Here is a 25,616-nt window from a genome sequence, read left to right as displayed (position 1 = left end):
GCTCAGCCAGCGCGACGTGGAGAATAAGTGATGAAACGGTGTGTGATGGTGCAGGGAACCGCATCCGATGTGGGTAAAAGTGTGCTGGTGGCTGGTCTGTGCCGGATCTTCATGCAGGATGGCTATCGCTGTGCGCCGTTCAAATCGCAGAATATGGCGCTTAACTCTGGCATTACCGCCCGTGGCGAAGAGATGGGCCGTGCGCAGATCTTTCAGGCCGAAGCCGCCAGTATCGCACCCGATGTGCGGATGAACCCGGTACTGCTCAAACCGACCAGCGATTGCCAGGCGCAGGTGGTGCTGATGGGCAAAGTGGCCTGCAATATGGACGCGGTCAGCTATCACGAGTACAAGCCGCAGTTACAGCAACAAATCAGCGAGGTGTATCACAGCCTGGCCAGCGGCTACGACATCATGGTGCTAGAGGGGGCAGGTAGCCCGGCGGAAATCAACCTGCGCGACCGCGACATCGTCAACATGGGCATGGCGGCGATTGCCGATGCGCCAGTGTTGTTGGTGGCGGATATCGACCGTGGCGGGGTGTTTGCCGCTATTTACGGCACACTGGCCCTGCTAGAGCCAGAAGAGAAAGCCCGAGTGAAAGGGGTAATCATCAATAAATTCCGTGGCGATATTGCCTTACTCTACTCGGGGCTGGAGCAGATTGAGGCGCTGACTGGCGTGCCGGTGCTGGGTGTGATGCCCTGGTTGAATATCGATCTGGAAGATGAGGATGGTGTGGCGTTGCAAAATGGTAAGTATGCCCCGACAGGCAGTAGCCATGAGCTGGACATCGCGGTGGTACAGCTGCCCTATATGTCCAACTTTACCGATTTTAATGCCTTGGCGGCCCAGCCGGACGTAGGGCTGCGCTATGTTTCGCACCCGGCGGCGCTGGCCGGTGCCGATCTGATCATCCTGCCGGGTAGCAAAAACACCCTCGGGGACCTGCAGTGGCTACAACAAAGCGGGTTGGCGGCGGCGTTGCAGGATCGGCATCAGGCCGGAGTGCAGATCGTGGGTATTTGCGGCGGCTACCAAATGCTCGGCAAGCACATTGTTGATGGCGTGGAATCCGGTTTGGAACAGATGGCGGGTTTGGGATTGCTGGATGTCACCACCCGCTTCGCACCGCAAAAAGTCACTACACAGGTGACAGCACAATGTGAGCCTGGGTTGCCCGGCCTCTGGTCTGGCTGTGGCGAGCAGGATATCGTTGGTTATGAAATCCATATGGGCACCACCCAGCTTGGCTCAGAGGCTACGCCTTTCTCCCGCCTTTCCCTACGTAACGGCCAACCGGACAGCGCTTTTGACGGGGCTGTTAACTCCACCGGTAACGTGCTGGGCAGCTATATTCATGGCCTATTCGACAGCGCACCTTTTTGCCGGGCGCTGCTAAACCAACTGCGCCAGCGTAAAGGGTTGCCGGTTTATGACGGCCCGGCTTTCGATTATGCCGATTATAAGCAGCAACAGTTTGATCTCTTGGCCGATAAGATGCGGGAACATATTGATATGAATAAAATTTACCGCTTGATGACCGAGCACCAACAAACGGGGCCCCAATGATCCTGATCACCGGCGGAGCACGCAGCGGCAAAAGCTCGCTGGCCGAAAGGTTAGCGAGCGGTGTCAGTGACAGGGTGTTGTATATCGCCACCTCGGTGGTCACCGATGAGGAAATGGCCGAACGGGTTAAGCTGCACCGCCAGGCCCGGCCTGCGCATTGGCGTACCTGGGAGGGGAGCCAGCAACTGGCCAGCGTGATCGACCAACAGGCGGCGGCGGGAGAGGCGGTGATCCTGGAGTGTATTACCACACTGATCGCCAACCTGATGTTTGACCTGACCGGGGAGACGCCGGTGGAAAGCATCGATTTTGCCGTGGTTGAAACGGCAATCCAACGGCAGATCGACGATCTGCTGGCCGCCTGCGCTCGCAGCCCGGCGGCGATCTATCTGGTCACCAACGAACTGGGGATGGGCATCGTGCCCGAAAACCGTCTGGCACGACACTTCCGTGATATTGCCGGGCGTGTTAACCAGCGTTTGGCCGCCGCTGCCGAGTCGGTGCTTTTGGTAATTTCTGGTATTGAGGTCAAGATCAAATGAGTTTGCGACTGTTTTGGGCCACCCTGCAATTGATGACGCGTATCCCGCTGCCTGCCAGTTGGACACAGGGATTAGCGATGGATAATTACCAGCGTGGCATCATCGGTTTCCCCTTGATTGGCCTGATCGTCGGTGCAATTGGCGGCGCCGTCTTCGCCCTGTTGGCTCCCTGGTGTGGGGTGCCGCTGGCGGCGTTGGGCTACGTGCTGGCGTTGGCTCTGGTAACCGGTGCCTTCCATCTCGACGGATTGGCCGATACCTGTGACGGCGTATTCTCGGCCCGCACTCGGGAAAAAATGTTGGAGATCATGCGCGACAGCCGCCTAGGTACCAATGGTGGGCTGGCGCTGATCTTTATCGTCGTGGCCAAGGTGTTGGTGATCAGCGAACTGGCACTGCGTGGTGTACCGATGTTGGCCACGTTGGCGGCAGCAGGAGTGGCTTGCCGGAGCCTGGTGGTATTGATGATGTATCGCCAGCCCTATGCCCGTGAGGGTAACGGGCTGGGGAACCTTTATATTGGCAAGATCAGCGGCGGACAAACGCTGTTCACTCTGGTACTAGGGGCCGCTTTGGTCACCTTGTTAGCGCATGGGCAGGGGCTGTTTGCGCTTGGCTGTGCGCTGATCGCCGTGCTGTTGCTGCGGGTCTATTTGCGCCGCCGTCTGGGTGGGCAAACGGGTGACACCCTGGGTGCGGCGATAGAAATTGCCGAGTTGATCTTCTTACTGGCACTGCTGTGAGTGGGCGCTATGCGGCTATTTTTGGTACGACACGGGCAAACGGCGGCGAATCGGCAGGGCGTATTTTGCGGCATGACCGACTTGCCGTTGACCGAACAAGGTGAGCAGCAGGCGAGGCAGATCGCACAATGGCTGGCCGAGGTGCCTTTTACCCAGGCGATCAGCAGTGAGTTAAGACGCGCCCGACATACCGCCGAGATCGTGCTTGGGCAGCGGGAACTGGTGATCCAACCCGACGGCGGCTTTAACGAAATGAATTTTGGTGACTGGGAGATGCGCCATCACCAGGATTTACAGCGGGAGGATAGTGCTGCCTGGGCCGACTGGGTGGCGGATTGGCAACTAGCCTGCCCGCCAGCGGGGGAGTCCTTTCCACTGTTTTCACATAGGATCGGCCAACAGGCCCAACGTCTGCTGAACGAACCGGGCGATGGCGATCGTCTGCTGGTGGCGCACCAAGGCTCTCTGAGCCTGCTGCTGGCCGGGCTGCTAAAGCTGCCTGCCGCTGGGATGTGGCATTTCCCGTTTATCCAGGGAGCCTACAGCGTGCTGGAGCTCAACCAGGGTTTTGTCACGCTAAAAGTATTTAACAGCCAGGCTCAATGGCAGCCTGCAAGCAGAGAATAAAGTTATGCAAACATTGTCATCGTTAATCGACCTGATTAAGCCGTTGGACGCGGCCGCCATGCAACAGGCAGCGGCAAAGATTGATGGCCTGCTTAAGCCACCGGGCAGCCTTGGCCGCCTGGAGCAGTTGGCAACCCAGTTAGCCGGGATGCGCGGTTTTAGTGGGATGGCCGCCAGCCGCAAACAAATCATCGTCATGATGGCCGATCACGGTGTTTATGCCGAAGGGGTGGCGGTGTCACCGCGTGAAGTGACGGTGATCCAGGCGCTGAATATGGTGAAAGGCAATACCGGCGTCTGCGTATTGGCCGCCAATGCTGGTGCCGAGGTAAAGCTGGTGGATGTTGGCATCGACAGCGAACCCTTGCCGGGCCTGATCGACATGAAAGTCGGACGCGGCAGCGCCAACATTGCGCGCGGTGCGGCGATGACGCGCCAGCAGGCGGAGGAGTTGCTGTTGGCCACGGCTCAACTGACGCTGGAACAGGCGGCGCTTGGGGTGAAACTGTTTGGCGTTGGCGAGTTGGGGATGGCTAATACGACGCCGGCCGCGGCGTTAGTCAGCGTCTTTACCGGCCGCGATCCGCAGGAAGTGGTCGGCATTGGAGCCAACTTCCCCAGCGATCGTTTGCACCACAAGGTGGATGTGGTGCGTCGGGCTATTGAGGTAAATCAGCCGGATACCCAAGATGCGCTGGACGTACTGGCGAAGCTGGGTGGATACGATTTGGTGGGAATGGCTGGAGTGATGCTGGGGGCTGCTGCGGCCGGTCTGCCGGTGATCCTCGATGGTTTTCTCTCTTATGCTTCTGCGCTGGCGGCCTGCGGCATTGCGCCTCAGGCTCGGGATTATCTGCTGCCGTCCCATTTCTCTGCGGAGAAGGGCGCAGCTGCGGCTCTTGAGCACCTGCAATTGGCACCTTATCTGCATCTGGATATGCGGCTGGGGGAGGGCAGCGGTGCCGCCATTGCCATGCATATCGTGGATGCGGCCTGCGTGATGTTTAATCAGATGGGATCCTTGGCGGACAGTAATATCGTAATTCCCGGTAGCGCGACCTGACCGGTTGATTAACTGAGCGAGCGCAGAATGCTGCGCCCGCTTGTTTCGCGTTCTTGGAACTAGGCGGTTTACAGGCTGGTTGCCCGGCCAAACAGGCGTTTAAACAGCCAGTAAATCACGCTGGCTGCCAGCAGTGAGTTAATGGTTGGCACGCCCCATTCCGTCACCAGGCCAATCACGCTACCGACGATGCTGGCGATAATCGCTGCCCAACCGATGAGCGGCGTTTCCTGCGGCAGTTGTCCAAGCTGACGGCTGGCGTCCAAGGCTGCCCGGTGGCTGCGCAGCAGGAAATAGTCTACCAGCATGACGCCGAGGATCGGTGGGAATACCACGCCCAGCACGGTCAGGAAATCCACAAACCGATCCAGGATCCCCAGAACCGAAAGCAGCGTGCCCAACAGACCGATAATCACCGTGGTTGCGGTGTATTTCAGCTTTTTACCGGTAATCCCTTCAACCGCATTCACCACGCCCAAGGACGACGAATAGAGGTTCAGATCGTTAACGCGCAGGGTGGAGAATACCACCACCAGCAAACCGATGCCGCCCGCACTCTGGGCCATGATCGTTACCACGTCTGCGGTGCCGAGCGTTTTGGCAATAAAAATCGCCAGGCCGTTAACCACGAATTCACCGGCAATAATGGTCAGCAGCGTAATGCCAAACACGTGACGTTTGTTTTTGGAGTAACGGGTCAGGTCCGGAGTCATCAGGCTGGCAACAATGGCGCCGCCGACCACGATGGTGATGCCCGCGCTGATGGTCAACGCTTCCCCCATCGGTGCCAGCAGAATGGCCTCATGCAGTTTCTGCCCAGAGAGGACGTTATAGGAAATAAAGAACACCAGCAGGATAAACAGCGGCACCGCAATACGAGCTGTGATGCGCAGCGCTTTAAAACCAAAAGCGACCAGCACCGTCAAAAACAGGCCGGAGAGTGAGGCTGACAGCGGGAAGCCCAGGCGATCGCCCAAGGCGAAGTTAAGCGATTTGGCAAAGATGGCGTTCTGAATGCCAAACCAGCCCAACAGGCTGACGGCCACTACCAGGCCGATAAGCACCGAGCCTATGCGGCCAAAGCCACACCAGCGAGCCAGCAGGCTGCCGGAAATGCCTTCTCTCATCCCGGCCAAACCTAGCCCGAACGTCACGACTCCAAAAATCAAGCTGCCAATAGAGATGGCGATAAAGGCATCGGTCAGGGTCATTGAGTTGCCCAATACGGCACCCAACATAAACTGGTCCAAGGCCGTTAGCATACCCATATGCACGATGGCGACGCTGAGGAAGGAGACCCTCTTATCCTGCGGTACCCGGCTCAATGGGTAGTCTTCAATTTTAATCACGATAATCTCTCGTTAACGTTTAAATAAATTGGATACCTTTTTCAATCAGGCGTCCTGGAATGTAGCTGTCTAAATTCACCTGTTTGCAATACTCTTCGAACTGCTGGAGCGTATGCACATCGGCTTTTTGGTAGATGTTGTAGATTCTATTTTCTATGGTTTTATTGCTGACGTCATATAACCTGGCAATCTCTTTGTTGGTGTAGCGTTGCAGCATCAAAAATATGATATCCAGCTCCGACTGGGTAAAAATCTGGATGCTGACTTCGGTGGTTAATATGCTGGGTTTTTGCTGGTTGATATATTTTAGTGGTGAAAAACTGTCCAGCGGACGGGCGTTCCACATGGTGCCAACCAGCTCTTCCTTGTCATTATAAATAGGCAATTTTTCGCTGATAAAGGGGACCAGGCTGTCGCTGCCGTACCAGAAGTGCGTCTCGATGACGGCTACGCGATCCCGCGTTCCTTCGGTTTTTCTATCGTGTTCTTGCAGGTCGGGGGCGAACTCTGCCCAATCGGCAGGGAATTCGGCATCAAGCTTGCCCGCAATATCGAAATTGAGAGGTGTGTTGGTATAAAGATAGGCCGCCTTATTCATATAAATATGGCGTGAAGATAAATCTTTAATGCCCCAAGGCTCATTTAAATGTTCCATCATGGTGATGAGACCTTTTAAATATAATTCATTGCTCTGCCAAAATGAATCCATTTGAACCCCTCATACTTCAGCGCTATCAGATGTTTTTCGCTAAATAGATGCGAGTATGGCGGTGCGCATAGCCCGCTAAGTTGCCATAAGGTTGGTACCCCAGTTTTTCGTAAAACGCCTGCGCCTGAAAACTGAAGGTATCGACATAGGCCATATGACAACCGCGCTTGACGGCTTCCTGTTCTGCCCGCAGCATCAGGTCACGGCCGTAGCCTTTTTTGCGATATTCGTCACCTACCCACAGGTACTGGACTTCTAATCCACCCCACCAGGTTCTGGCAACCAGCCCGGCTACGATCTGCCCGCTATCGTCGGTGACTGTCAGGAATAACGGATGAATATCTACCGCATCATACTGATGATTGTGCGCCCAGAGGCTATCAATCACAAACTCTTCGTCCTGCGGATTTGGAGTGTCCGTTACGTTAATCTTCATGGCTAATCCTTCCTTTTCATGCTAATAATTCAAATGTTCATTAAAGTGTCTGTATTGATTAGCTTTTGTTAACATTTATTGGTAATGATTACAAGGGTGTTTTTCACCTGTTTTCCTGGTGGCAAAAAATGGGTATGTTGTTGGCAAGAGACGGGAATAATTGACCTTTCTCAAGAGTATACCGAATAGAAAATATTGTGCTTCACCAGGGATACGCCCTTAAGGGCAGAGGGTAGTGACAAGAGCAAGCTAACTTGCCAACAGCACTATGCCTCACTGAACATGTAGTAAGATTTACCATCACTTCGCAGTAATGCATTGCGCAAAGTAGCGGATTAAACTCCGCTACTTTGCCGCAAAATCCGTGCCGTTATCGTATAATTACCTGTTAAGCACCGCGTTTCGTGGTGCTCCTCGCTTCAAGTGGCTCCACTGAGGTATTATGGCCGAGCGGCCCATTTCGCGGCCAGCTTGCAACAGGTGAGAAAGTATTGATGGCATTATGAAAACACTTAAGCCACGCCGCCCTCATGGGAGGTGGATCTATTACATTCTGCACGAAGATATTCTGTGGCCATGCCCAGTCAAATGGGAGTGGGAAGAGAATTTCGAGGCATGGTTGCCTTTTTACTATTCGCCCACCCTGGAGTTTGTGGCAGGCGATCCGGCGAAAGCCGTCAAGGTGACGAAGCCCCAAACGCCCGGCTTGCAGCCGAAACGCCTGGAGTGCGCTTGATTCGGGTATACCCGATGATTATTCAACCATTCCCTGAATGCCGATACTCGCCAAGCCATGCTATCCGGGCTGACACAACCCATCCCCAACGCACAACCGCTTTTCTGGCGGAACTCAATTGAGTAAATCGTGAACGGTACGGCGCACGTAGTGGGTCATCTGTGCCAGGTCTTCGGGCGCAACCGGGCCACCGCCAGCCAAGACGACCTGTTGCTCGATCTGAGTGATCTCTTGCTCAACCCGGTTGGCGATTTGCACCTTGACGATCTTGTCTACCGATGACAGCAGAACCTTCAATACCACTTTCAGCGCAATGTTTTCGCAGAATGAATCGTAGGAGTGGGCTGTTGGCGGCGCTTCTACCGCCGGCGGCGGCATGCGTGGGGCCATAGCCTTGAAACTGTCTACATTTTCAATAATAAGATCCATGTCTCTTATTAGTTCATCAAAATCTTTAGACACTGACTTATTTCCCTTTGCAGTACGCAAAAAATAGAACGCCTGGCTTTGGTTGGTGGACAGGCGGACACAGCTTGAATCGACCGGACGTTCAACGGGTGAGCGGTAGGCTGGTCGGCATTTTAACCCTGCTCGGGTTCCGCAAACAAGATAGGGATGATTGATGTTTTACCTTCTATGTATAACTACCAGTGATGATTTTTCGCTGACCATACAAAGTGTATTGCCGCGCGGAGCTCTGATAACCGGGGGGGATATGATAAAAAATGCGAAGGGTATTCAGATAAACGCTTAGACCGCAACCCGACAAGCGCCGCACAGGCTAAACTTGAGGGGCAGACATTCACACAGGGAGGAGATATGGAACCCGAACGCGGCATTAAGCGAGTGATACTTTCTGATGGTGCTATCAAACATGTGGTGGTTGAAGACGCTATGGGCAACGAGCGCACCCTGGCTGCCGTAGATTACATCTCTGAGGGGATACAGCCGCCGTTGGAAACGCTGCCGGAAGTTCCGGCCCAGGAAGAGTAAAAAGGTCCAGGAGGATTGGCTGTCAGCCCTCGGCACAGGACGGTGATTGCTGCTGCCAATCCGGCACGATATTGCCCATTGCTAGCCTTTTCCCCATACTGGCAGAAATTGTGTATTTTATTGCACCCAGCAGGAAGGGCAAGTCAGTGTCAACGGTCAAGCAAAACTCTACTCCCACGCTGTTTCTGAAGATCAAACCCCAAGAAGCCGTGCTGGTCTTTATCACCATGCTCTGGGGCGGCACTTTTTTGGCCGTGCATCAGGCCATGCTGGTCAGTGGGCCATTCTTTTTTGTCGGGCTACGTTTTGGCACCGCGACGTTGGCGCTAGTGCTGTTCTCTCTACGTTCGCTGCGGGGGATGACCTGGTACGAAATCAAGGCCGGAGTGTTTATCGGCACCTCGATCATGTTCGGCTATGGCCTGCAAACCATGGGGCTGCAAACCATCACCAGCAGCCAGTCGGCGTTTATCACCGCCATGTACGTGCCGATTGTCCCGCTATTGCAGTGGCTGGTTCTTGGCCGTATGCCGGGGATCATGTCCTGGATTGGCATTCTGCTGGCCTTCGTCGGGTTGATGCTGTTGAGTGGGCCAAGCAGTTCCAGCCTGGCATTCAGTGGTGGTGAATTCCTGACGTTGGTCAGTGCGCTGGCGATCGCCATCGAGGTGATTTTAATCGGTGCTTTTGCGGGCAAGGTTAACGTGCGGCGGGTGACCATTGTGCAGTTGGCTACTGCGTCGTTGTTATCATTTTTGATGATGGCTCCCACCGGGGAGTCGGTTCCGGCGTTTTCCAACTATCTGCTTTACAGCGCGGTAGGGCTGGGGATCGCCAGTGCGGTGATCCAACTGACGATGAACTGGGCACAACGCAGCGTTTCACCTACCCGTGCCACGGTTATTTATGCCGGTGAACCAGTATGGGCTGGGATAGTCGGCCGTATCGCCGGTGAGCGTTTGCCTGGGTTGGCGTTGATTGGCGCAGGGTTGATTGTGCTGGGGGTGATTGTCAGTGAGTTGCGTATTCGGCGTAAACCAAAGCCAGTAGAGTTGACATAGGTGCGGGCGCTGCATGCTGCACCTGTAAAAACGCCGCGTGAGAACGCGGCGTTGCAATAGCTAAGGTCAGGCCGCCTTTTTACGGCGCACAAACTGATAACCGATCCCCAGAATGATAAACCACAGCGGCGTGACGACCAGCGCCTGGCGTGTGTCCTCGCGCAGCGTCAGCAGCACCAACACGAATGCGAAGAACGCCATACATACCCAGCACATCAACTTACCGGCAGGCATCTTGTAGATCGATTTCTGGTGCAGTGCCGGGCGTTGCTTACGGTAGACCAGATACGAGCACAGAATGATGGTCCAGACGAACATGAACAGAATGGCCGACACGGTGGTGACCAGCGTGAATACGGTCATGACGTTCGGGATCAGATAGATCAGCACCACGCCGCCCAGCAGACAGATACAAGAGAAGGTCAGGCCGTTCGCCGGTACCGCACGTTTGGACAGGTTGGCAAAGGATTTAGGCGCATCGCCTTCCTGTGCCAGGCCGAACAGCATACGGCTGGTGGAGAACACGCCGCTGTTGGCGGAAGAGGCGGCAGAGGTCAACACCACGAAGTTGATCACGCTGGCTGCGGCTGGCAGACCAATCAGTACGAACAACTCCACGAACGGGCTCTTATCGGCCACCACCGAGTTCCAAGGCGTTACCGACATGATCACGATCAGCGCGAAGACGTAGAACATGATGATGCGGATCGGAATGGAGTTGATGGCGCGCGGCAGTACTTTTTCCGGATCTTTGGTTTCGGCCGCGGTGGTTCCCACCAGTTCGATACCCACAAAGGCAAACACCGCAATCTGGAAGCCAGCAAAGAAGCCGCTAATGCCTTTCGGGAACATGCCGCCGTCATTCCATAAGTGGGAGAAGGAGGCCACGCTGCCGGTTGGGGATTCGAAGTGCATCGCCACCATGACCAGACCAGCGATGATCAGGCCCACTATCGCGACGATTTTGATCATCGCAAACCAGAACTCCATCTCACCGAACATTTTCACCGTTGCCAGGTTCAGGCTGAGCAGCAGCAACACGCACAGTAAAGAGGCGATCCATTGGGAGAGATCGGGGAACCAGAACTGCGCGTAGGCGGTAATGGCCACCACGTCGGCAATGCCGGTGACCACCCAACAGAACCAGTAAGTCCAACCGGTGAAGAACCCTGCCCAGGGGCCGAGCAGATCGGCGGCAAAGTCGCTGAAAGATTTGTACTGCAGATTGGAGAGCAGCAGCTCGCCCATCGCGCGCATCACGAAGAACAGCATAAAGCCGATGATCATGTACACGAAGATGATGGAAGGCCCGGCCAGGCTGATGGTCTTACCGGAACCCATAAACAAACCTGTACCAATGGCACCGCCGATAGCGATCAGCTGGATATGTCGGTTTGAGAGGTTTCGCCTTAGGTGATCTTCTGATCCGGGCGTGGCGTCCACTGCTATTTTAGAATGATCTACCATCGTATGCTGTCCTGTTTTTACCTGTCATGAGTGGAATGGCGAGCTCTGAAGTGGCTCTTTTTTATCTGTATTAGCCGGTTTTTCCGACAAAAGTTAAGGTAACTCAATATCACCACCTTTGTGCAACATATTTACAACATAATGAGGTGGGATAAAAGCCGATTATTCTTTACTCAGGGGAGGCAAATCGGACGTCTAGGGAGCGGAAGATTACTCTTTACCACGGCAAATGAACAGTGCCGCTAGTGGTTATCTCCTTGATTAAACAGGGGCTTATAAAAGTCGCATGAAAAAAACTAATGCTAAGAGACGATTACACTAATCCTGATGCCTACCGGTGCTTGAGGGGCGTTAATAGTGGGTGTTGCACGGGGAGCAGTTGAGTTCTAATCAGTTTATTGCTGCAGCTGGCGCGGCTTGGCAGAGGATCGCCGGACGAGCAGCGTACATTTGGTTGGTTTTGCGGTTCAAATCACAAAAGTATAAATCATCGGTTGAGTAAAGGTGGCCAAAAGGTCGAGAAGCCACCAGCTACACCTGTTGATCACAAAAGCATCATAAATAGGTACAAGCTCCCATTGGCCAGCGGTAAGCTGTGTTCATCACGGTAATACAGAGAGGGGATTGAATATGTACAAGACCATTTTAGTACCGGTAGATCTTGCAGAAGACGTATTGACTGAACATGCGCTCGAACATGTGGAGTATCTGGCCAAGATGTCTGGAGCCAAGGTGCATTTCTTCCATGCCTTGCCGGATGCTTCGGCGTTTGTGACCGCCTATTCGTTTGGTATCAAAGAGTTTGAAAATCAGGCTGAAGTGAAGGCGGTGGAGGGGTTGAAGAAGCTCATGGCGGGGATCGATCTGCCGTTGGAGCGTCTTTCCTATACCATCAGCTTCGGTTCGCCACGTGACGAGGTGTTACAACTTGCCGAGGAAATCTCAGCCGATCTGATCGTGATTGGCTCTCGCCGTCCTAGTGTCAAAACCTACCTGCTCGGCTCAAATGCGGCCGCCATTGTCCGCCACGCCAAGATCTCGGTGATGGTAGTCCGATAATCAGTAGTTAGTCTTCATCAAACCCGGCCCGCGCCCTGCGGGCCAATGACCCCAAAGAAAACGGTGCTTGCCAGCAAGCCTGTGCAGATACTGCGCGAAAGGTCAGTTAATTCCTAATCTATAGGGCTATTTATTCGCGTCACGAACAATAACGAGGTAATAAAAATCCCACAACATTATTAATGATTAAATGGGACTAATCCTATTGTTGTTTTTTCAACTAATGATTAATGCGCTAGAATGAATGTTGGTTTGGTTAATGATAGAAAATATTCTGTTACGAAACTTATCATTCAACCGCTAAGGAGGGGCTCTAATTACATGCCAAACCGTTATCAGACCCCAAACGGGGGCCTGACAGCGCACCGATTATTGGCGGTAGGCGTGCTTGATCTGCTGAATACTATTCTTGAAGATTTCAGCCTGATCCGGGTCATCCACCTGAGCGGCAAAACGTTCCAGATTGATGATCACTTTACCGGCATCAGCCTGGCCAATTGCCTTTAATATCAACGTCAAAGTCGCTTTGAGGCAGGCAACTTCGGTGGCCAGCGCTTGCGGGTTTGCAGACGTAGTGAAGTCAACGTTGCTCATTTTATCTCCTGAATTTTAAGGCATAAGCCTGAAGTGAAATGTGAAATGTGGTTTGATGCACAACAACCCGCTGCCGACTCACCCAGGCAGACCCCGTGCCTCATTTAGGGCGCGGAGTATACCACAGCAACGGCGGTTCGTATCGCTGAGGCCGCGTGGCGAGGGCACGATGCCCGTGAGGGCAGGGTGGCAGGGCATTTTTTTGCGCTAGTGGTGTAATTCCTTTGCATACTCATTTATAGTTAGCGGCGGGCTGTGTGCTTTCGGATAACGTGGATTTTATAAAGTAATACTGGCTTAATTCGACGTGATGAATAACTATTTCATCTGCAAGCTATTGACATTTAGGCCGGTTATTTTCTATTGAAATGTCACCTTTTTCGCTGTCTACAACGGTTATGTATTCTGAATAAGGGTTTCCCTATAGCGGTTTGTACGTGATTAAAAATGGCGTAATTTTGTTATTTTTTTGTAATTCATATAGTTACGAGTGATAATTGGTGGGGTAGTTATTATCTGGTTTTGTGAAAACAGCGATTAATTTTCCCGCCAGAAGGCGTAAAATGGCGTATCATGGTGGTAATGTATTGAGCCTAATAGGCTTGATGATTTTTTATCCGCTAACCAGTGGTTTAATCGTAACAAAGGTGGCTCAGGGGTCGACAAACCTGGCCATAGTTAACCGAGAGTAAGTATTAATCTGTATTCATTCTTTGCTGAAAACCAAGTAATATCTGTTTAGATGACAGAGGCTGATTGATTGCGTTACTCCCTTATTTTGGAGAATTTTCCTTGATTAGCGTTCTTCTTGTTGATGACCACGAACTGGTGCGCGCAGGGATACGACGCATTCTTGAAGATATCAAAGGCATTAAAGTTGTTGGCGAAGCACAATGCGGTGAAGATGCCGTAAAATGGTGCCGCGGCAACTCTGTCGATATCGTTTTGATGGATATGAATATGCCGGGTATTGGGGGGCTGGAAGCCACCCGTAAGATTGTACGTTACACGCCCGATATCAAGGTCATCATGTTGACTATTCATACTGAAAACCCGTTGCCTGCCAAGGTGATGCAGGCGGGTGCGGCTGGCTATCTGAGCAAAGGTGCAGCACCCCAAGAGGTGGTTAACGCGATCCGTTCGGTACATGCCGGCCAGCGCTACATCGCTTCGGACATCGCCCAGCAAATGGCATTAAGCCAGTTGGAGCCGCAGGCGGAAAACCCGTTCAGTACCTTGTCTGAGCGTGAATTACAAATTATGTTGATGATCACTAAAGGGAAGAAAGTGAATGAGATTTCAGAACAGCTGAATCTCAGCCCTAAAACAGTGAATAGTTATCGTTATCGTATGTTCACCAAGCTGAATATCAGCGGGGATGTTGAATTGACCCATCTGGCGATCAGACACGGGCTGTTCAACGCGGAGACATTGTTAAGCAGTGAATGATCGTTTTGATGCACCGGCATTTCTTAAAACCGTAACCAGTCAGCCTGGCGTTTATCGCATGTATGATCTGACGGGGACGGTGATCTATGTGGGTAAAGCCAAGGACCTGAAAAAACGTCTCGCGAGCTATTTCCGCACCCAGGTCAGTAGCCGCAAGACGGAAACGCTGGTCAAAAATATCGCACAAATTGACGTTACCGTTACCCATACGGAAACCGAGGCGTTACTGCTGGAACATAATTATATCAAGCTGTATCAGCCCCGATATAATGTTCTGTTGCGCGACGATAAATCCTATCCGCTGATTTTTTTGAGTGCCGATAGCCACCCACGGCTGACGGTACACCGTGGTGCCAAGCATGCCAAAGGCGAATACTTTGGCCCGTTCCCCAATTCTTACGCCGTGCGTGAAACGCTGGCGCTGCTGCAAAAACTGTTCCCCGTGCGTCAATGCGATAACAGCGTCTACCGCAATCGCTCCCGTCCTTGCCTGCAGTATCAGATTGGCCGTTGTCTGGGGCCATGCGTTGCCGGTTTGGTGAGTGAGGAAGATTACCGCCAGCAAGTAGACTATGTACGCCTGTTTTTGTCCGGTAAGGATCAGCAGGTATTGCACCAGTTGATAGCACGGATGGAAAACGCCAGCAAACTGCTCAATTTTGAAGAAGCTGCGCGCATCCGCGATCAGATCCAGGCGGTACGGCGAGTGACAGAAAAGCAGTTTGTCTCGGGAGACAGCGACGATCTGGATGTGATCGGCGTGGCTTTCGATGCGGGTATGGCCTGCGTACATGTGCTATTTATTCGCCAGGGCAAGGTGTTAGGCAGCCGCAGCTACTTCCCGAAAGTACCGGGTGGTACAGAACTGAGTGAAGTGGTGCAAACCTTTGTGGGCCAGTTCTATTTACAAGGCAGCCAGGCGCGCACTTTACCAGCCGAGATCCTGCTGGACTTTACGTTACCGGAAAAAGATCTGCTGGCTAGCTCGCTAAGCGAACTGGCTGGGCGCAAGATCCAGATCCAGAGCAAGCCGCGTGGCGACCGTGCCCGTTACTTGAAGCTGGCGCGTACCAACGCTTCGACGGCGCTGGTCACCAAGCTTTCTCAGCAATCGACTATCCATCAGCGGCTGGCGGAACTGGCGAAAACGCTGAATCTGACCGAAATAAATCGGATGGAGTGTTTCGATATCAGCCACACGATGGGGGAGCAGACCGTTGCTTCTTGCGTGGTGTTCGACAGTAACGGCCCGTTGCGCTCGGAGTATCGGCGCTACAATATTACCGGTATCACGCCGGGTGATGACTATGCCGCGATGGCGCAAGTGCTGAAACGGCGCTATGGTAAAGCTCTGGAAGAGAGCAAGATCCCGGACGTCATCTTTATTGATGGTGGGAAAGGGCAGCTGGGTATGGCGATTGACGTGTTCAATTCGCTGAACGTGACCTGGGACAAGCACAAACCGTTGCTGATCGGTATTGCCAAAGGCAGCGATCGTAAAGCCGGGCTGGAGACGTTGTTCTTCGTCCCTGAGGGGGAGGGGATTTCGCTACCTTCGGACTCGCCGGCACTGCACGTGATCCAGCATATTCGTGATGACTCACACAACCATGCGATCACCGGCCATCGCCAGAAACGGGCGAAAGTCAAAAACACCAGCGCTTTGGAACTGATCGACGGCGTTGGGCCAAAACGGCGTCAGGTGCTGTTGAAGTATATGGGTGGACTTCAACCATTATTGAACGCCAGCGTTGAGGAAATTGCAAAAGTGCCGGGTATTTCACAAGCATTGGCAGAAAAGATCTACAATGCATTGAAACACTGAGGGCAATGTAGCAACATACTCTTAATTTCCACTCCAGCCAGATAGTTACCAGCATTATGCAATTGAATATACCGACTTGGCTTACCCTGTTCCGCGTAGTTTTGATCCCATTCTTCGTACTGGCGTTTTACCTGCCGTTCGTCTGGGCTCCGATGCTCTGTGCGGTCATTTTCGTGTTTGCTGCTGTAACCGATTGGTTTGACGGCTTTTTAGCCCGTCGCTGGAAGCAGACAACCCGCTTTGGTGCGTTCCTCGATCCGGTTGCCGATAAGGTGATGGTGGCGGTGGCCCTGGTGCTGGTAGCGGAGCATTATCACACCTGGTGGATCACTCTGCCTGCGGCAACCATGATCGCCCGCGAGATCATAATCTCGTCGTTACGCGAATGGATGGCGGAAATCGGCAAGCGCAGCAGTGTGGCGGTTTCGTGGATTGGCAAGGTGAAAACCATGGCGCAGATGATGTCATTGGTTGGCCTGTTGTGGCGGCCAGAGCCTACGGTGGAGTATCTGTCGTTCGGCTTGCTGTACATCGCCGCCGTGCTGACCTTCTGGTCGATGTTCCAATATTTGAACGCGGCACGCCGCGATTTGCTGGAACCTTGATCGAAGCGATGTAAAAATCGGCAAATGAACCTGGTGAGACAACAATTTTATTGACTCACCACGCCAGATAAGTAGAATGCATCGCATCAGACGGCAGCGGTGAGTTGCCAAAAGAGTTAAAAAAATCAGCAAGTTCTGATTAATGCGGGAATAGCTCAGTTGGTAGAGCACGACCTTGCCAAGGTCGGGGTCGCGAGTTCGAGTCTCGTTTCCCGCTCCAAATTTAGTAAAGCTGGTGATTACGAGCTTTAGCCTGCAAAGGCAAACAGAATTAAGGCGCGTTAACAAAGCGGTTATGTAGCGGATTGCAAATCCGTCTAGTCCGGTTCGACTCCGGAACGCGCCTCCAATTTTCCCGAGCCCGGGTGGTGAAATCGGTAGACACAAGGGATTTAAAATCCCTCGGCTTATGGCTGTGCGGGTTCAAGTCCCGCCCCGGGTACCAGGAAAATAAACTAAGAATAATCAAAGCAATATGTAGTAATGTCGTACCGCCGAGAGGCGGTTTTTTTGTGCCTGAAATCCGCTTGTCAGCTAAAAATAGCGCAATTATTACCTTCTATTTGGCGTTAATCACTCCTTTGCTGCCTGCATCATTATCCACCCAGACATCTTCCCCCTTGAGGCGGCGATCCCCTTGAATGGTATAAGTGATGGTGCCACTTCTGAACACCAGCGCGCCATCAGATTTCTTTGCTTTGACCTGCTTACCGTTGACCAAGACATGATCCTTGGCATCGATACTGATTGTCGCTACCGTGGCACCTGTCTGTGGGAATGTGGCAACCCACTCACCGGTATATGGGCTGGCACTGGTGTCAGCAGCGGGGGCGGTTCCAAAACCGGCCTTGGCATTCTCGGCCTTGGTTTTGTGAATGTCACAGCCTTGTGCCTCGGTCACTTGGGTGCAGCCGGAACGCTCAAGCTGCTGGGCAAATTTTGCGTTGATGGCGTGGGCCGGGGCGATACCAAATAGCGTAAGTGTCAGCATAACAGCTGCATTTTTTGACATTGTAGTTCCTCCTAAAATAAGCCGATCTATTGCCACGGAAACGGACTTGGTATCTCAGTGGCTGAGGGGCATATCTAAATCTAGCACTCAATAGCCCTTAACGCGATTCGACAAACAACGAGGCATTTTCTCAGTCGATGGTCGAATTCAATCACGGAGCGCTATGGCTTCTCTATCGTCGATTTATAAATTGAATGGATTCAGCCCGATTTCGTTGCCAGCGGTAACTGGTATGCTACAAGACTCGGCTATTCAATCAGGAGATGACGATGGAATTTGAAATTGAGATTATTAATCCGGCGAAACATCCAGAGCTAGCGGCCCAGCAGGTGGTTATCGAGTTGATCCGCGCTGGGAAAATTGACAACTCCTTTAATGGCGCCAAAGCGTTAAATACTTACCAAAATCTGGTGGAAAAGTATAAGGCATTAGCTGCTGAGCCCGGTACTGTTCAGGCTAAGGACAACGCTATAGAGCCTCCAGCCTCGGAGGCCAAGGTGGTTACAACGCAGAGTAAACCTGCAGTGGTTGCGGCCAAAGCAAAAAGCAATGCTTCCAAGCCCTCCGTAGAGACAAAAGTGAGAACCAAGGTATCGGCTCCAGCGGTTAAAGAGTCAACCGTTGCTGCAGAAGTCGTTGCCAAGCCAAAGAAAGCCAAACCAAATCCGACTACTGCCAAGAAAAAATAATTCTTCTATGCGCGGAGGTTCCAACGTTCGCGCAGCTTACTCAAGATTGGGCGCGGCAGCGCCCCTATGTATTGAATCGGTTGGATCAAACGACTATTGCGTAGGGACTATGCTGATGCCTTCTGCCGGTAGCGGCAGCGCCGTTTTATAGCGCACCTGCTTGAGGGCAAAGCTGGAGCGGATGTTGGCTACGCCCGGGATCTTGGTCAGATGATCCAGAATAAAACGCTCTAGCGCGCGAATATCGGGTACCAATACCCGCAACAGATAATCGGCATCGCCCGTCATCAGGTAACACTCCATCACTTCTGGGCGCTGATCAATGGCCTGTTCAAAGTTGCTGAGCGCACCTTCCACCTGCTTTTCCAAACTCACCTGAATAAATACGTTCACATGGAGCCCAAGCACCGCCGGTTCCAGCAAGGTCACTTGCCCCCTGATGATGCCCAACTCTTCCATGGCTTTTACACGGTTGAAGCAGGGGGTTGGGGATAGATTGACCGAGCGGGCAAGCTCCGCATTGGTGATCCGCGAGTTCGTCTGCATCGAGTTCAGAATGGCGACGTCTGTGCGATCAAGCTTCTTCATGTGAGAAAATTTACCCTTAAAATGTAATTTATGAGGTTAAAATGACTCATAAAAACCGATTTGATAGACATAATAAGAGAAAGTTTCCCCGGTTATCCAGATAAAATTAGCAGATTGAATGAATGGATGAGAAACCGCTGTGGATACTGAGGGTAAATACTTAACAGGCTCGCCAAACGTATCGAGCTACGCGCCCGATAGCGTGAAAATCAAGGGTGTCCTGCTGTTGGTTGGGGCCATTGTGATTTGGGGGGCGAATTGGCCGGTGATGAAGGCTGGGCTTTCTCATATGACGCCGATTTGGCTTTCTACTGCCCGATTTGTCAGTGGCGCGCTGTGCCTGTTTGCTCTGCAGATATTGACCAAGAAGCTGAGATTCCCGCCACGCAAGGATTGGCCGTTGGTGGTGAGCGTAGGGCTGCTGCAAATGCTGACATTTACCGTGCTTGGTGCCTTTGCCATGACCGAAGTGCCTGCTGGCCGATCCGCTATCCTGGCTTACACCACGCCGCTCTGGGTCACGCCTATCGCAGTGTTGTTTTTCCGTCAGTCGCTTTCACGTCGGCAATTGATGGGCTCATTGCTCGGTGGTGTAGGGGTCATTGTGTTGTTCAACCCGTTCACGTTTAACTGGGGCGATAAGGTTCTCATCGTGGCGAACCTGATGTTGCTTACGGCCTCCTTTGCCTGGGCGATGTGCATTTTGCACCTGCGTTATCATAAAGGGGTATGCAGCGCGTATGAGCTTGCTCCCTGGCAGATGCTGCTGGCCAGTGTACCGTTGGCGTTGATGGCTCGGGTATTCGAAGGGCCGTATACCGGCGATGGTTCTACATCATTAATCGAAATACTGCTGTTTATGGGGCCGCTGGCGACAGCGTTCTGCTTTGTTGCGGTGAATGCCGCCAGCATGTGGTTGTCGAGCACCAGCATGTCGACGGCGATGCTTGGGGTGCCGGTAATAGGCTTACTGATGTCCGTTATCTTTCTGGGGGAGCAATTGACTCTCACGCTGGGTATTGGCCTGCTGGTCATCATGTCCGGTATTTTTATTGTGACGGTAAAGCCATCGGCAAGTGGCATTAAGACTAGGTAGCGTTATCAGTATGGCCAAGTTACCTTGGCCAGCTTACGTCAGTGAGTTAGGCCTGTTCTAATCATTTCTCGCCCACCTTTCTCTGCTGGGCCGAAAGGGCTACTAACATCAGCCCCGTAAGCAATGAGATACCAATGATTAATTTCCATGCATCCGTGTAACCATAGCTTTGTATATACGCCCCCATCAAGATATACGTGGGCATTAAGCCAAGGCTCCGAATGGTGGTGATTATCCCGCTGATGCGCCCACGATGGCTGCGAGGAGAGTTATTGGCTAAATAAATCCCCTCCTTGGTGACGAGCAAGATCTCGCCGATGGTAAGGAAAAGCCAGGCAATAAACTGCATGGCAACCAGAGGGGATAGCAGGGTAATGCCATACCCCAATGCTAACGCAAACGCGGAAATGGCCAGACTTTTAATGTCGCAGATGTTGATGGTCATTCTGATAATCAACGGTGTCATCACCACCACCAAAATGCTGGCGAAAGTCATTAACTGGCCAAACAAGACAGGCCCTTGTTGGCCAAAAATATGGCTAAGGTAGAGCGGGGTAGTCATGGTCATTTGGTTTAACGAAAACCACAGCAGCATACATAACACGCCGAATACCAGCAACCGAGGCCTTTGCTTGAACACCTGCCATACAGAAGCCTCAGTGGCTTTTTCCAGTTCGGAGTGTTCCCGATGGTTTGTTGCCCGATTGTCGGCGGGATTATCGACATAGAATAAAACGATGACTACGCCTATTAGGCCAGCGAGACCATTGCCCCAAAAAATCCAGGCCGTGTAGTTCCAGAAAAGATAGCCAGCCAGAACCGGGCCAACCCCAGAGCCCAGATTGTAGGCAAGATAGCTTAACGACATCACCGCATTGCGATTGGCAGGGGTAGATAGATCGGCGACAAGGGCATTACTTGCCGGGAGGGCTACACCAAAAAAGAAGTAGCTGACAAAAAGCAACGCGGGTAGCAGGCTGTGCCAATCGGTAAAGAAACCACTCACGACCAAGATTATCGAACCGATGATCTCTCCCCAAATCATCATGTTCTTATGGCCGAAACTATCGGACATCTTGCCGCCGACCAGATTCCCCAAAAGATAGAATGCGGTGACTCCCATCGCCAGGCCGCCTGCCATGGTTGTTGAATAGCCTAGTTTTTGCGTTAGCAGCAGTACCATGAAAGGTATGATGAAATTGCCAAGACCAAGAACAAATCTGGCTAAGGCAATAAAATAGACGTCGTTTGGTAACCCTTGGTACATAGCGACGGGATTGAAAAGTCGGGCGGGCAAGGGCACCCCCTTAATCATTACTGTTGAAGTTAGGGGCGCAAAGCAATGAGGTATCCGAACCTGATAACTGCGGCCTTCCTGAAAAGTCATGGCAAGTTAGCATGTTCGAGGGGGGAAGCAAACAGAGCGAGGCGGCTGGCAAAATCTTGACCGGCTTCATGCTGCACCCATTGAGAGTAATAAAAAGGCCAGAGTCGTTACGCTAACGAGCTCTGGCCTGTTTGTTCACCGGGGAGAATTAATCCAGTTTTGGATGCTGGTCGATCAGCGTTTGCTTTTTCTTCTCCAAATCGGCGATTTGCTGGCTGATATCTTCGACTTTCTGCTCGATATTATCGTAAGTTTCCTGCAGCAGTTCTTTGGCTTCTGAGCGGTCAGAGGCGGCTGGAGCAGCACCGCGCAGCGGCTTGTTAGCCGTTTCTTTCATATACAAGCCGGTCACCAGACCAATCGCTGCCACCACCATCAGATAATAGGCTGGCATATACAGGTTACCGGTGCTCTCGACCAGCCATGCGGCCAGCGTTGGCGTGACGCCCGCAATCAGTACCGAGATATTGAATGAAATCGCCAGCGCGCTGTAACGGATGTGGGTTGGGAACATCGCAGGCAGAATGGAGGCCATCACCCCGATAAAGGAGTTGAGCAACACGGCCAGTATCAAGAGGCCAACAAAAATCAGGCCAATAACGTTACTGTTGATCAAGATAAAGCTAGGGATGGCCAGCAACAGCAGACCGACGCTACCGCCAATGATGAAGGGTCTACGGCCAATGCGGTCGCTGGTCATGCCGACCAGTGGCTGGACGAACAACATACCTAGCATGATGGCAATGATAATCAGCACGCCGTGGTCTTCGGAATAGTGCAGGTTATGCGACAGGTAGCTTGGCATGTAGGTCAGCAGCATGTAGTAGGTCACGTTGGTCGAGATCACGATACCTACGCACACCAGCAGGCTTCTCCAGTGCTTGGTGGCGATCTCTTTGAACGAGGTCTTCGGCGGGTTCTCAATTGCCGCACGGTCGTTCTGTTCCATTTTGTCCATATGCTGCTGGAACGCTGGCGTCTCTTCCAAGGCGTGGCGCAAATACAGGCCAATCACACCCAGCGGTGCTGCCAGGAAGAATGGAATACGCCAGCCCCAGTCGAGGAAGTTGGCCTCACCCACTATGCTGGAGATGAGCACCACCACACCTGCCCCTAATACGAAGCCGGCGATGGAGCCAAAGTCGAGCCAGCTGCCCATAAATCCGCGTTTACGGTCTGGCGAATACTCGGCCACAAAGATGGCTGCGCCAGAATACTCCCCGCCGACGGAGAAGCCCTGTGCCAGTTTGGCCAGCAACAGCAGGATAGGGGCCCAGATGCCAATCGAGGCGTGGGACGGGATCAGGCCGATACAGAAGGTACTGATCGCCATAATAATGATGGTGATGGATAACACTTTCTGGCGGCCGAATTTATCGCCCATGGCACCGAAGAAGACACCGCCCAAAGGACGTACCAGGAAAGGAACCGAGAAGGTGGCCAGAGCGGCAATCATCTGCACGCCAGGCGTGGCACCAGGGAAGAACACCTGGCCAAGTGCGTAGGCGACAAAGCCGTAAACACCGAAGTCAAACCATTCCATGGCGTTGCCTAATGCGGCGGCGGTAATGGCTTTCTTTAACTTGCTGTCATCAATAATCGTGATGTCATTAATCTGTAGTGGTTTATGCTTTTTTTTTCTTAGCTTCATAAATCATCCCATGCAAAATTGATCGTCGGCGAGTTCGTCGGCCCGCTCATTTTTATTGGTCAAGATATCAGTCAGGCTAATGTCACCTCTGTTTTGCAGATTGTCCTCGTGGTTTTTTTCTGAGAGTCTCATCACAATAAATAGGGTTTTAAACAAAAAATGTCATCCTTAGGATTAGTTTTTCTTGTCATATAGCTTAGCGTTATCTGGGATTTGAATCAAATCGAGTAAAAAATGTTATGTTTTTCAGTAGCTTTTACAGCAGGATTATCTGAGGGATGGGCCAATTTTCATCAATAAAGGGTGTTAAAACGTGTTCAGTATGTCTCCGAACACCTGTCTACAATGTCCCCGAACAGTACAGGAATGATACAGGGTTAAGGCCCCCTCACGAAGGAAAAATCAGGGGGCGGTGCTGCTAGCAGGTCGTCCGGTTAAGGCTTGCCGTCATAGCCATCCCAGTAAGTGGCGATAGCATTTTCGAGCAGGATCTCACGCTGTTTTTTCGGCGAGTCAGCAGTATAGGATTGATTAAACATCGTCGCCTTTTGCTCTGACTCAGGTAAAAAATCAGGGCTGCGGAACCCATTCACCCTTTGCTGTGCCTGTTCGCGGGTCAGCCCATCCTGGCGATCTTTTTTGCCTATCTGATAAAACTGCTCAAAGAATGGGATGGCGGCTTTCGTCGATTTTGAGATATCGGTGCGCGTGTCGGGGCCGAAATGTGCCTCCGCCAACTGGAAGGTGGCATGGCGGGCGTGTCTTTCAACGCTGTTTTGTGAGGCGGTGCAGGCGCAAAGCAATAACGTGGCTAACAACGGGATCGAGCGGTAATGTTTCGATAGCATGTGAAGCTCCTTGTTATAGGTATTGAAGGTTCCAGAGGATGTCCCGCTATTCTATCCCAGTAGCAACATATTGAAACCCATCATGATAGCGCAACCCTTGCTACACTTATTACAGGCAGCGTTGCCTGGTGAGTGGAGGTGGATATGTCTGATACCGAACTGCTTCAAGTGCTTTTGCAGCGTATAGAGGCATTGGAAGCCCGTGAACAGGCACTCACTGCGGCCTCCAATGCCTACCAAGCAATCATCACCACCCTATTAGGTAATATGGATAAAACAGCGTGCGACAAGGTGATTTCGATGATCGATCAGGCACATGAAATCGCCTATGTACGCGCTGCGCATCGCTGTGACGAACTGCAGAAACGTAAAATCAAGCAGGCGGATGATGTTGCACAGCGTATGTTTATGGTCGCGCAGGGGCAGGGAAGGGCATCACAGTCACGCTGATCCTATAACAGTTTGCGGTGAATAATGCAGGAATTGATCTACCTCAATAAACTGTCATTGTGATAGCTTGGGCTGAGATTGGTGATAGTCACGATGCACTGAGGCATTAAGGTATGGCGATGGATACGATTAAGAACATCCTGGTTGCAGAAATAGAACAGATTAACCGGCGGGAAGGGCGTGACGGTAAGCCACGTTTTAACAGCGAGTTTGCGCGTACCCACCGTTGGCTGTGTTTTGCCATGTTCGCTGGCTATTTTGCCGTGATCGCGGTGATGTACCCGGTGCCCTATATGGGGCTGTATTCGTTCCTGGGTTTTACTGCCTTTGTGCTGTTTATGTTTGCCATGCTGCTGATTGAAATCAAACCGGTTTACCGCTTTGAGGACATCGGCGTGCTGGATCTGCGTGTTTGTTACAATGGGGAATGGTACTTTACGCGCGCACTGTCGCCGCAGGCCATCCAGGCACTGTTGAACGAACCTACGGTGAGCAAGGTGTTGAAAACCCGTATGCAGGAAATCATCGCCAACAAGGGCGAGATTGATTTCTATGACGTTTACGATCTGGCCTATGCCAAAAGGTTAGCTACCCCGTCAGCGCCGCAGGCTGCGCTGAGCTGAATAGGTTGCACCGGTGTCGAGGTTGGTTATAATAGTTGTTGGTTATGAGACTATTCTTAGGAAATAGCGATGAGTGATGATATTTTTGATTTTGACATTGACGATGAATTAGCCAAAGCGGAAAAAAATGCGGCGCAGAAAGCCAGGGAAGTTCCTGAAATTCTTGAGGATGAAGAAGACTGCGAAGGCTGCAAAATCTGATTGAATTGCCAAAAAAACCGCTGCGGCGGTTTTTTTATGCCCGCTCGCCAGACATTGCCTCAATCCAGCAAAAAACCCCAGATCAACAGCCCGGCCACGGTGACGAGGCACAGGGCAGAAACGGTCAGCAGCACTTTTCCCAGTAAATCTTTCTCTTGTTGTTTTTGCATCAGGTGACATCATCCAAGTAGTATTCGATGGACCAAATCGGCGATACCCAAATCCAGTAAGGCAACGCTTA

28 protein-coding genes and 3 tRNA genes are annotated in these 25,616 nt (G+C 52.2%); 20 read left to right on the top strand and 11 right to left on the bottom strand.

Features of this window, described 5'->3' with window-relative positions; translation table 11 throughout:
• Nucleotides 1–30 precede the first annotated feature (30 nt).
• The 5 genes from A6U95_RS15780 to cobT are packed head-to-tail and all read left to right on the top strand — an operon-like array spanning nt 31 to nt 4,547.
• Complete coding sequence (locus A6U95_RS15780; protein WP_065685133.1) at nt 31–1,572, top strand: cobyric acid synthase; 1,542 nt, start codon at nt 31–33, stop codon at nt 1,570–1,572.
• Entirely contained in the window at nt 1,569–2,114 is a 546-nt protein-coding gene (gene cobU, locus A6U95_RS15775; RefSeq protein ID WP_065685132.1) for a bifunctional adenosylcobinamide kinase/adenosylcobinamide-phosphate guanylyltransferase, read from the top strand. The genes A6U95_RS15780 and cobU overlap by 4 nt, the downstream gene beginning before the upstream one ends.
• Nucleotides 2,111–2,857 carry an adenosylcobinamide-GDP ribazoletransferase gene (gene cobS, locus A6U95_RS15770; RefSeq protein WP_065685131.1) on the top strand — a complete coding sequence of 249 codons (747 nt, stop codon included), beginning with the start codon at nt 2,111–2,113 and terminating at the stop codon, nt 2,855–2,857. The genes cobU and cobS overlap by 4 nt, the downstream gene beginning before the upstream one ends.
• Nucleotides 2,858–2,866: 9 nt before the next feature.
• Nucleotides 2,867–3,484 (top strand): adenosylcobalamin/alpha-ribazole phosphatase, encoded by a 618-nt coding sequence (locus A6U95_RS15765; RefSeq protein ID WP_065685408.1) that lies wholly within the window; start codon nt 2,867–2,869, stop codon nt 3,482–3,484.
• 4 nt (nt 3,485–3,488) lie between these two features.
• Entirely contained in the window at nt 3,489–4,547 is a 1,059-nt protein-coding gene (gene cobT, locus A6U95_RS15760; RefSeq protein WP_065685130.1) for a nicotinate-nucleotide--dimethylbenzimidazole phosphoribosyltransferase, read from the top strand.
• Between the two features lie 68 nt (nt 4,548–4,615).
• On the opposite strand, the gene A6U95_RS15755 is transcribed toward cobT, so the two are convergent.
• The 3 genes from A6U95_RS15755 to A6U95_RS15745 are packed head-to-tail and all read right to left on the bottom strand — an operon-like array spanning nt 4,616 to nt 7,041.
• The gene (locus tag A6U95_RS15755; protein WP_065685129.1) at nt 4,616–5,896 is read right to left on the bottom strand and encodes a cytosine permease; all 1,281 of its coding nucleotides are present in this window, start codon (nt 5,894–5,896) and stop codon (nt 4,616–4,618) included.
• Between the two features lie 19 nt (nt 5,897–5,915).
• On the bottom strand, nt 5,916–6,605 hold the full coding sequence (locus A6U95_RS15750; RefSeq protein WP_065685128.1) for a PAS and helix-turn-helix domain-containing protein: 690 nt from the start codon (nt 6,603–6,605) through the stop codon (nt 5,916–5,918).
• Nucleotides 6,606–6,630: 25 nt separating this feature from the next.
• On the bottom strand, nt 6,631–7,041 hold the full coding sequence (locus tag A6U95_RS15745; protein ID WP_065685127.1) for a GNAT family N-acetyltransferase: 411 nt from the start codon (nt 7,039–7,041) through the stop codon (nt 6,631–6,633).
• A 502-nt stretch (nt 7,042–7,543) separates the two neighbouring features.
• On the opposite strand from A6U95_RS15745, the gene A6U95_RS15740 reads away from it, so the two are divergent.
• Entirely contained in the window at nt 7,544–7,777 is a 234-nt protein-coding gene (locus A6U95_RS15740; RefSeq protein WP_065685126.1) for a hypothetical protein, read from the top strand.
• 114 nt (nt 7,778–7,891) lie between these two features.
• Here A6U95_RS15740 and A6U95_RS15735 read toward each other — a convergent pair whose 3' ends face one another.
• Complete coding sequence (locus A6U95_RS15735) at nt 7,892–8,206, bottom strand: hypothetical protein (RefSeq protein ID WP_024528493.1); 315 nt, start codon at nt 8,204–8,206, stop codon at nt 7,892–7,894.
• Between the two features lie 390 nt (nt 8,207–8,596).
• On the opposite strand from A6U95_RS15735, the gene A6U95_RS31220 reads away from it, so the two are divergent.
• A complete protein-coding gene (locus A6U95_RS31220) occupies nt 8,597–8,770 on the top strand; it encodes a hypothetical protein (RefSeq protein WP_021804758.1) in 174 nt (57 codons plus the stop codon).
• A 146-nt stretch (nt 8,771–8,916) separates the two neighbouring features.
• Entirely contained in the window at nt 8,917–9,831 is a 915-nt protein-coding gene (locus A6U95_RS15730; RefSeq protein WP_065685125.1) for a DMT family transporter, read from the top strand.
• A gap of 66 nt (nt 9,832–9,897) precedes the next feature.
• Here A6U95_RS15730 and cycA read toward each other — a convergent pair whose 3' ends face one another.
• Entirely contained in the window at nt 9,898–11,298 is a 1,401-nt protein-coding gene (cycA, locus tag A6U95_RS15725) for a D-serine/D-alanine/glycine transporter (protein WP_024486730.1), read from the bottom strand.
• Nucleotides 11,299–11,928: 630 nt separating this feature from the next.
• Between cycA and A6U95_RS15720 the strand changes: the two genes are divergently transcribed.
• Nucleotides 11,929–12,357 carry a universal stress protein gene (locus A6U95_RS15720; protein ID WP_021178353.1) on the top strand — a complete coding sequence of 143 codons (429 nt, stop codon included), beginning with the start codon at nt 11,929–11,931 and terminating at the stop codon, nt 12,355–12,357.
• Between the two features lie 369 nt (nt 12,358–12,726).
• Here the strand turns inward: A6U95_RS15720 and A6U95_RS15715 are convergent, their stop codons facing one another.
• Nucleotides 12,727–12,951, bottom strand: coding sequence for a DUF2594 family protein (locus A6U95_RS15715; RefSeq protein ID WP_021178352.1), 225 nt, complete (start codon nt 12,949–12,951; stop codon nt 12,727–12,729).
• A gap of 792 nt (nt 12,952–13,743) precedes the next feature.
• On the opposite strand from A6U95_RS15715, the gene uvrY reads away from it, so the two are divergent.
• The 6 genes from uvrY to A6U95_RS15685 all read left to right on the top strand — a co-directional run bounded on the left by uvrY (nt 13,744) and on the right by A6U95_RS15685 (nt 17,275).
• Complete coding sequence (gene uvrY, locus A6U95_RS15710; protein WP_065685124.1) at nt 13,744–14,400, top strand: UvrY/SirA/GacA family response regulator transcription factor; 657 nt, start codon at nt 13,744–13,746, stop codon at nt 14,398–14,400.
• Nucleotides 14,393–16,225 carry an excinuclease ABC subunit UvrC gene (gene uvrC / locus A6U95_RS15705; protein ID WP_021178350.1) on the top strand — a complete coding sequence of 611 codons (1,833 nt, stop codon included), beginning with the start codon at nt 14,393–14,395 and terminating at the stop codon, nt 16,223–16,225. Before uvrY ends, uvrC begins: the two co-directional genes overlap by 8 nt.
• A gap of 56 nt (nt 16,226–16,281) precedes the next feature.
• Nucleotides 16,282–16,830: a CDP-diacylglycerol--glycerol-3-phosphate 3-phosphatidyltransferase gene (gene pgsA, locus A6U95_RS15700; protein WP_021804755.1), complete on the top strand. Its 549-nt coding sequence runs from the start codon at nt 16,282–16,284 to the stop codon at nt 16,828–16,830.
• 144 nt (nt 16,831–16,974) lie between these two features.
• Nucleotides 16,975–17,050: transfer RNA gene (locus A6U95_RS15695), tRNA-Gly, on the top strand.
• A 55-nt stretch (nt 17,051–17,105) separates the two neighbouring features.
• Nucleotides 17,106–17,179 (top strand) — tRNA-Cys (locus A6U95_RS15690).
• Nucleotides 17,180–17,189: 10 nt separating this feature from the next.
• Nucleotides 17,190–17,275: transfer RNA gene (locus A6U95_RS15685), tRNA-Leu, on the top strand.
• A 114-nt stretch (nt 17,276–17,389) separates the two neighbouring features.
• Here A6U95_RS15685 and A6U95_RS15680 read toward each other — a convergent pair.
• The gene (locus A6U95_RS15680) at nt 17,390–17,842 is read right to left on the bottom strand and encodes a hypothetical protein (protein ID WP_065685123.1); all 453 of its coding nucleotides are present in this window, start codon (nt 17,840–17,842) and stop codon (nt 17,390–17,392) included.
• Nucleotides 17,843–18,111: 269 nt separating this feature from the next.
• Here A6U95_RS15680 and A6U95_RS15675 point away from each other — a divergent pair, with 269 nt between their 5' ends.
• A complete protein-coding gene (locus tag A6U95_RS15675; protein WP_065685122.1) occupies nt 18,112–18,531 on the top strand; it encodes a hypothetical protein in 420 nt (139 codons plus the stop codon).
• A 93-nt stretch (nt 18,532–18,624) separates the two neighbouring features.
• Here the strand turns inward: A6U95_RS15675 and A6U95_RS15670 are convergent, their stop codons facing one another.
• Nucleotides 18,625–19,119, bottom strand: a complete 495-nt coding sequence (locus A6U95_RS15670; protein ID WP_065685121.1) for an Lrp/AsnC family transcriptional regulator — start codon at nt 19,117–19,119, stop codon at nt 18,625–18,627.
• Nucleotides 19,120–19,258: 139 nt separating this feature from the next.
• On the opposite strand from A6U95_RS15670, the gene A6U95_RS15665 reads away from it, so the two are divergent.
• Nucleotides 19,259–20,215, top strand: a complete 957-nt coding sequence (locus A6U95_RS15665; protein WP_074423357.1) for a DMT family transporter — start codon at nt 19,259–19,261, stop codon at nt 20,213–20,215.
• A gap of 61 nt (nt 20,216–20,276) precedes the next feature.
• Here A6U95_RS15665 and A6U95_RS15660 read toward each other — a convergent pair whose 3' ends face one another.
• From A6U95_RS15660 to A6U95_RS15650, 3 genes are all read right to left on the bottom strand, one after another.
• Entirely contained in the window at nt 20,277–21,602 is a 1,326-nt protein-coding gene (locus A6U95_RS15660; RefSeq protein WP_230326679.1) for an MFS transporter, read from the bottom strand.
• A gap of 148 nt (nt 21,603–21,750) precedes the next feature.
• Entirely contained in the window at nt 21,751–23,253 is a 1,503-nt protein-coding gene (proP, locus tag A6U95_RS15655) for a glycine betaine/L-proline transporter ProP (RefSeq protein WP_024528512.1), read from the bottom strand.
• Between the two features lie 434 nt (nt 23,254–23,687).
• Entirely contained in the window at nt 23,688–24,101 is a 414-nt protein-coding gene (locus A6U95_RS15650; protein WP_065685120.1) for an Exc2 family lipoprotein, read from the bottom strand.
• Nucleotides 24,102–24,245: 144 nt separating this feature from the next.
• Here A6U95_RS15650 and A6U95_RS15645 point away from each other — a divergent pair, with 144 nt between their 5' ends.
• The 3 genes from A6U95_RS15645 to A6U95_RS31720 all read left to right on the top strand — a co-directional run bounded on the left by A6U95_RS15645 (nt 24,246) and on the right by A6U95_RS31720 (nt 25,375).
• Nucleotides 24,246–24,551 (top strand): hypothetical protein, encoded by a 306-nt coding sequence (locus tag A6U95_RS15645; protein WP_065685119.1) that lies wholly within the window; start codon nt 24,246–24,248, stop codon nt 24,549–24,551.
• Between the two features lie 119 nt (nt 24,552–24,670).
• A complete protein-coding gene (locus tag A6U95_RS15640; protein ID WP_065685118.1) occupies nt 24,671–25,174 on the top strand; it encodes a YlaC family protein in 504 nt (167 codons plus the stop codon).
• A 69-nt stretch (nt 25,175–25,243) separates the two neighbouring features.
• Entirely contained in the window at nt 25,244–25,375 is a 132-nt protein-coding gene (locus A6U95_RS31720; protein WP_021178340.1) for a hypothetical protein, read from the top strand.
• Nucleotides 25,376–25,616 lie beyond the last annotated feature (241 nt).

The sequence above is a fragment of the Serratia sp. 14-2641 genome, assembly GCF_001692375.1.
Taxonomy (GTDB): Bacteria; Pseudomonadota; Gammaproteobacteria; order Enterobacterales; family Enterobacteriaceae; genus Chania; species Chania fonticola_C.
The sequence above is the reverse complement of the archived record's forward strand: the minus strand, read 5'-3'. Positions and strand labels throughout refer to the sequence as shown.

Coding starts and splice junctions, on each gene's coding strand:
- A6U95_RS15780 (WP_065685133.1), top strand. CDS start 31: ATGAAACGGTGTGTGATGGTGCAGGGAACCGCATCCGATGTGGGTAAA.
- cobU (WP_065685132.1), top strand. CDS start 1,569: ATGATCCTGATCACCGGCGGAGCACGCAGCGGCAAAAGCTCGCTGGCC.
- cobS (WP_065685131.1), top strand. CDS start 2,111: ATGAGTTTGCGACTGTTTTGGGCCACCCTGCAATTGATGACGCGTATC.
- A6U95_RS15765 (WP_065685408.1), top strand. CDS start 2,867: ATGCGGCTATTTTTGGTACGACACGGGCAAACGGCGGCGAATCGGCAG.
- cobT (WP_065685130.1), top strand. CDS start 3,489: ATGCAAACATTGTCATCGTTAATCGACCTGATTAAGCCGTTGGACGCG.
- A6U95_RS15750 (WP_065685128.1), bottom strand. CDS start 6,605: ATGGATTCATTTTGGCAGAGCAATGAATTATATTTAAAAGGTCTCATC.
- A6U95_RS15745 (WP_065685127.1), bottom strand. CDS start 7,041: ATGAAGATTAACGTAACGGACACTCCAAATCCGCAGGACGAAGAGTTT.
- A6U95_RS15740 (WP_065685126.1), top strand. CDS start 7,544: ATGAAAACACTTAAGCCACGCCGCCCTCATGGGAGGTGGATCTATTAC.
- A6U95_RS15735 (WP_024528493.1), bottom strand. CDS start 8,206: ATGGATCTTATTATTGAAAATGTAGACAGTTTCAAGGCTATGGCCCCA.
- A6U95_RS31220 (WP_021804758.1), top strand. CDS start 8,597: ATGGAACCCGAACGCGGCATTAAGCGAGTGATACTTTCTGATGGTGCT.
- cycA (WP_024486730.1), bottom strand. CDS start 11,298: ATGGTAGATCATTCTAAAATAGCAGTGGACGCCACGCCCGGATCAGAA.
- A6U95_RS15720 (WP_021178353.1), top strand. CDS start 11,929: ATGTACAAGACCATTTTAGTACCGGTAGATCTTGCAGAAGACGTATTG.
- A6U95_RS15715 (WP_021178352.1), bottom strand. CDS start 12,951: ATGAGCAACGTTGACTTCACTACGTCTGCAAACCCGCAAGCGCTGGCC.
- pgsA (WP_021804755.1), top strand. CDS start 16,282: ATGCAATTGAATATACCGACTTGGCTTACCCTGTTCCGCGTAGTTTTG.
- A6U95_RS15680 (WP_065685123.1), bottom strand. CDS start 17,842: ATGTCAAAAAATGCAGCTGTTATGCTGACACTTACGCTATTTGGTATC.
- A6U95_RS15675 (WP_065685122.1), top strand. CDS start 18,112: ATGGAATTTGAAATTGAGATTATTAATCCGGCGAAACATCCAGAGCTA.
- A6U95_RS15670 (WP_065685121.1), bottom strand. CDS start 19,119: ATGAAGAAGCTTGATCGCACAGACGTCGCCATTCTGAACTCGATGCAG.
- A6U95_RS15660 (WP_230326679.1), bottom strand. CDS start 21,602: ATGACTTTTCAGGAAGGCCGCAGTTATCAGGTTCGGATACCTCATTGC.
- proP (WP_024528512.1), bottom strand. CDS start 23,253: ATGAAGCTAAGAAAAAAAAAGCATAAACCACTACAGATTAATGACATC.
- A6U95_RS15650 (WP_065685120.1), bottom strand. CDS start 24,101: ATGCTATCGAAACATTACCGCTCGATCCCGTTGTTAGCCACGTTATTG.
- A6U95_RS15645 (WP_065685119.1), top strand. CDS start 24,246: ATGTCTGATACCGAACTGCTTCAAGTGCTTTTGCAGCGTATAGAGGCA.
- A6U95_RS15640 (WP_065685118.1), top strand. CDS start 24,671: ATGGATACGATTAAGAACATCCTGGTTGCAGAAATAGAACAGATTAAC.
- A6U95_RS31720 (WP_021178340.1), top strand. CDS start 25,244: ATGAGTGATGATATTTTTGATTTTGACATTGACGATGAATTAGCCAAA.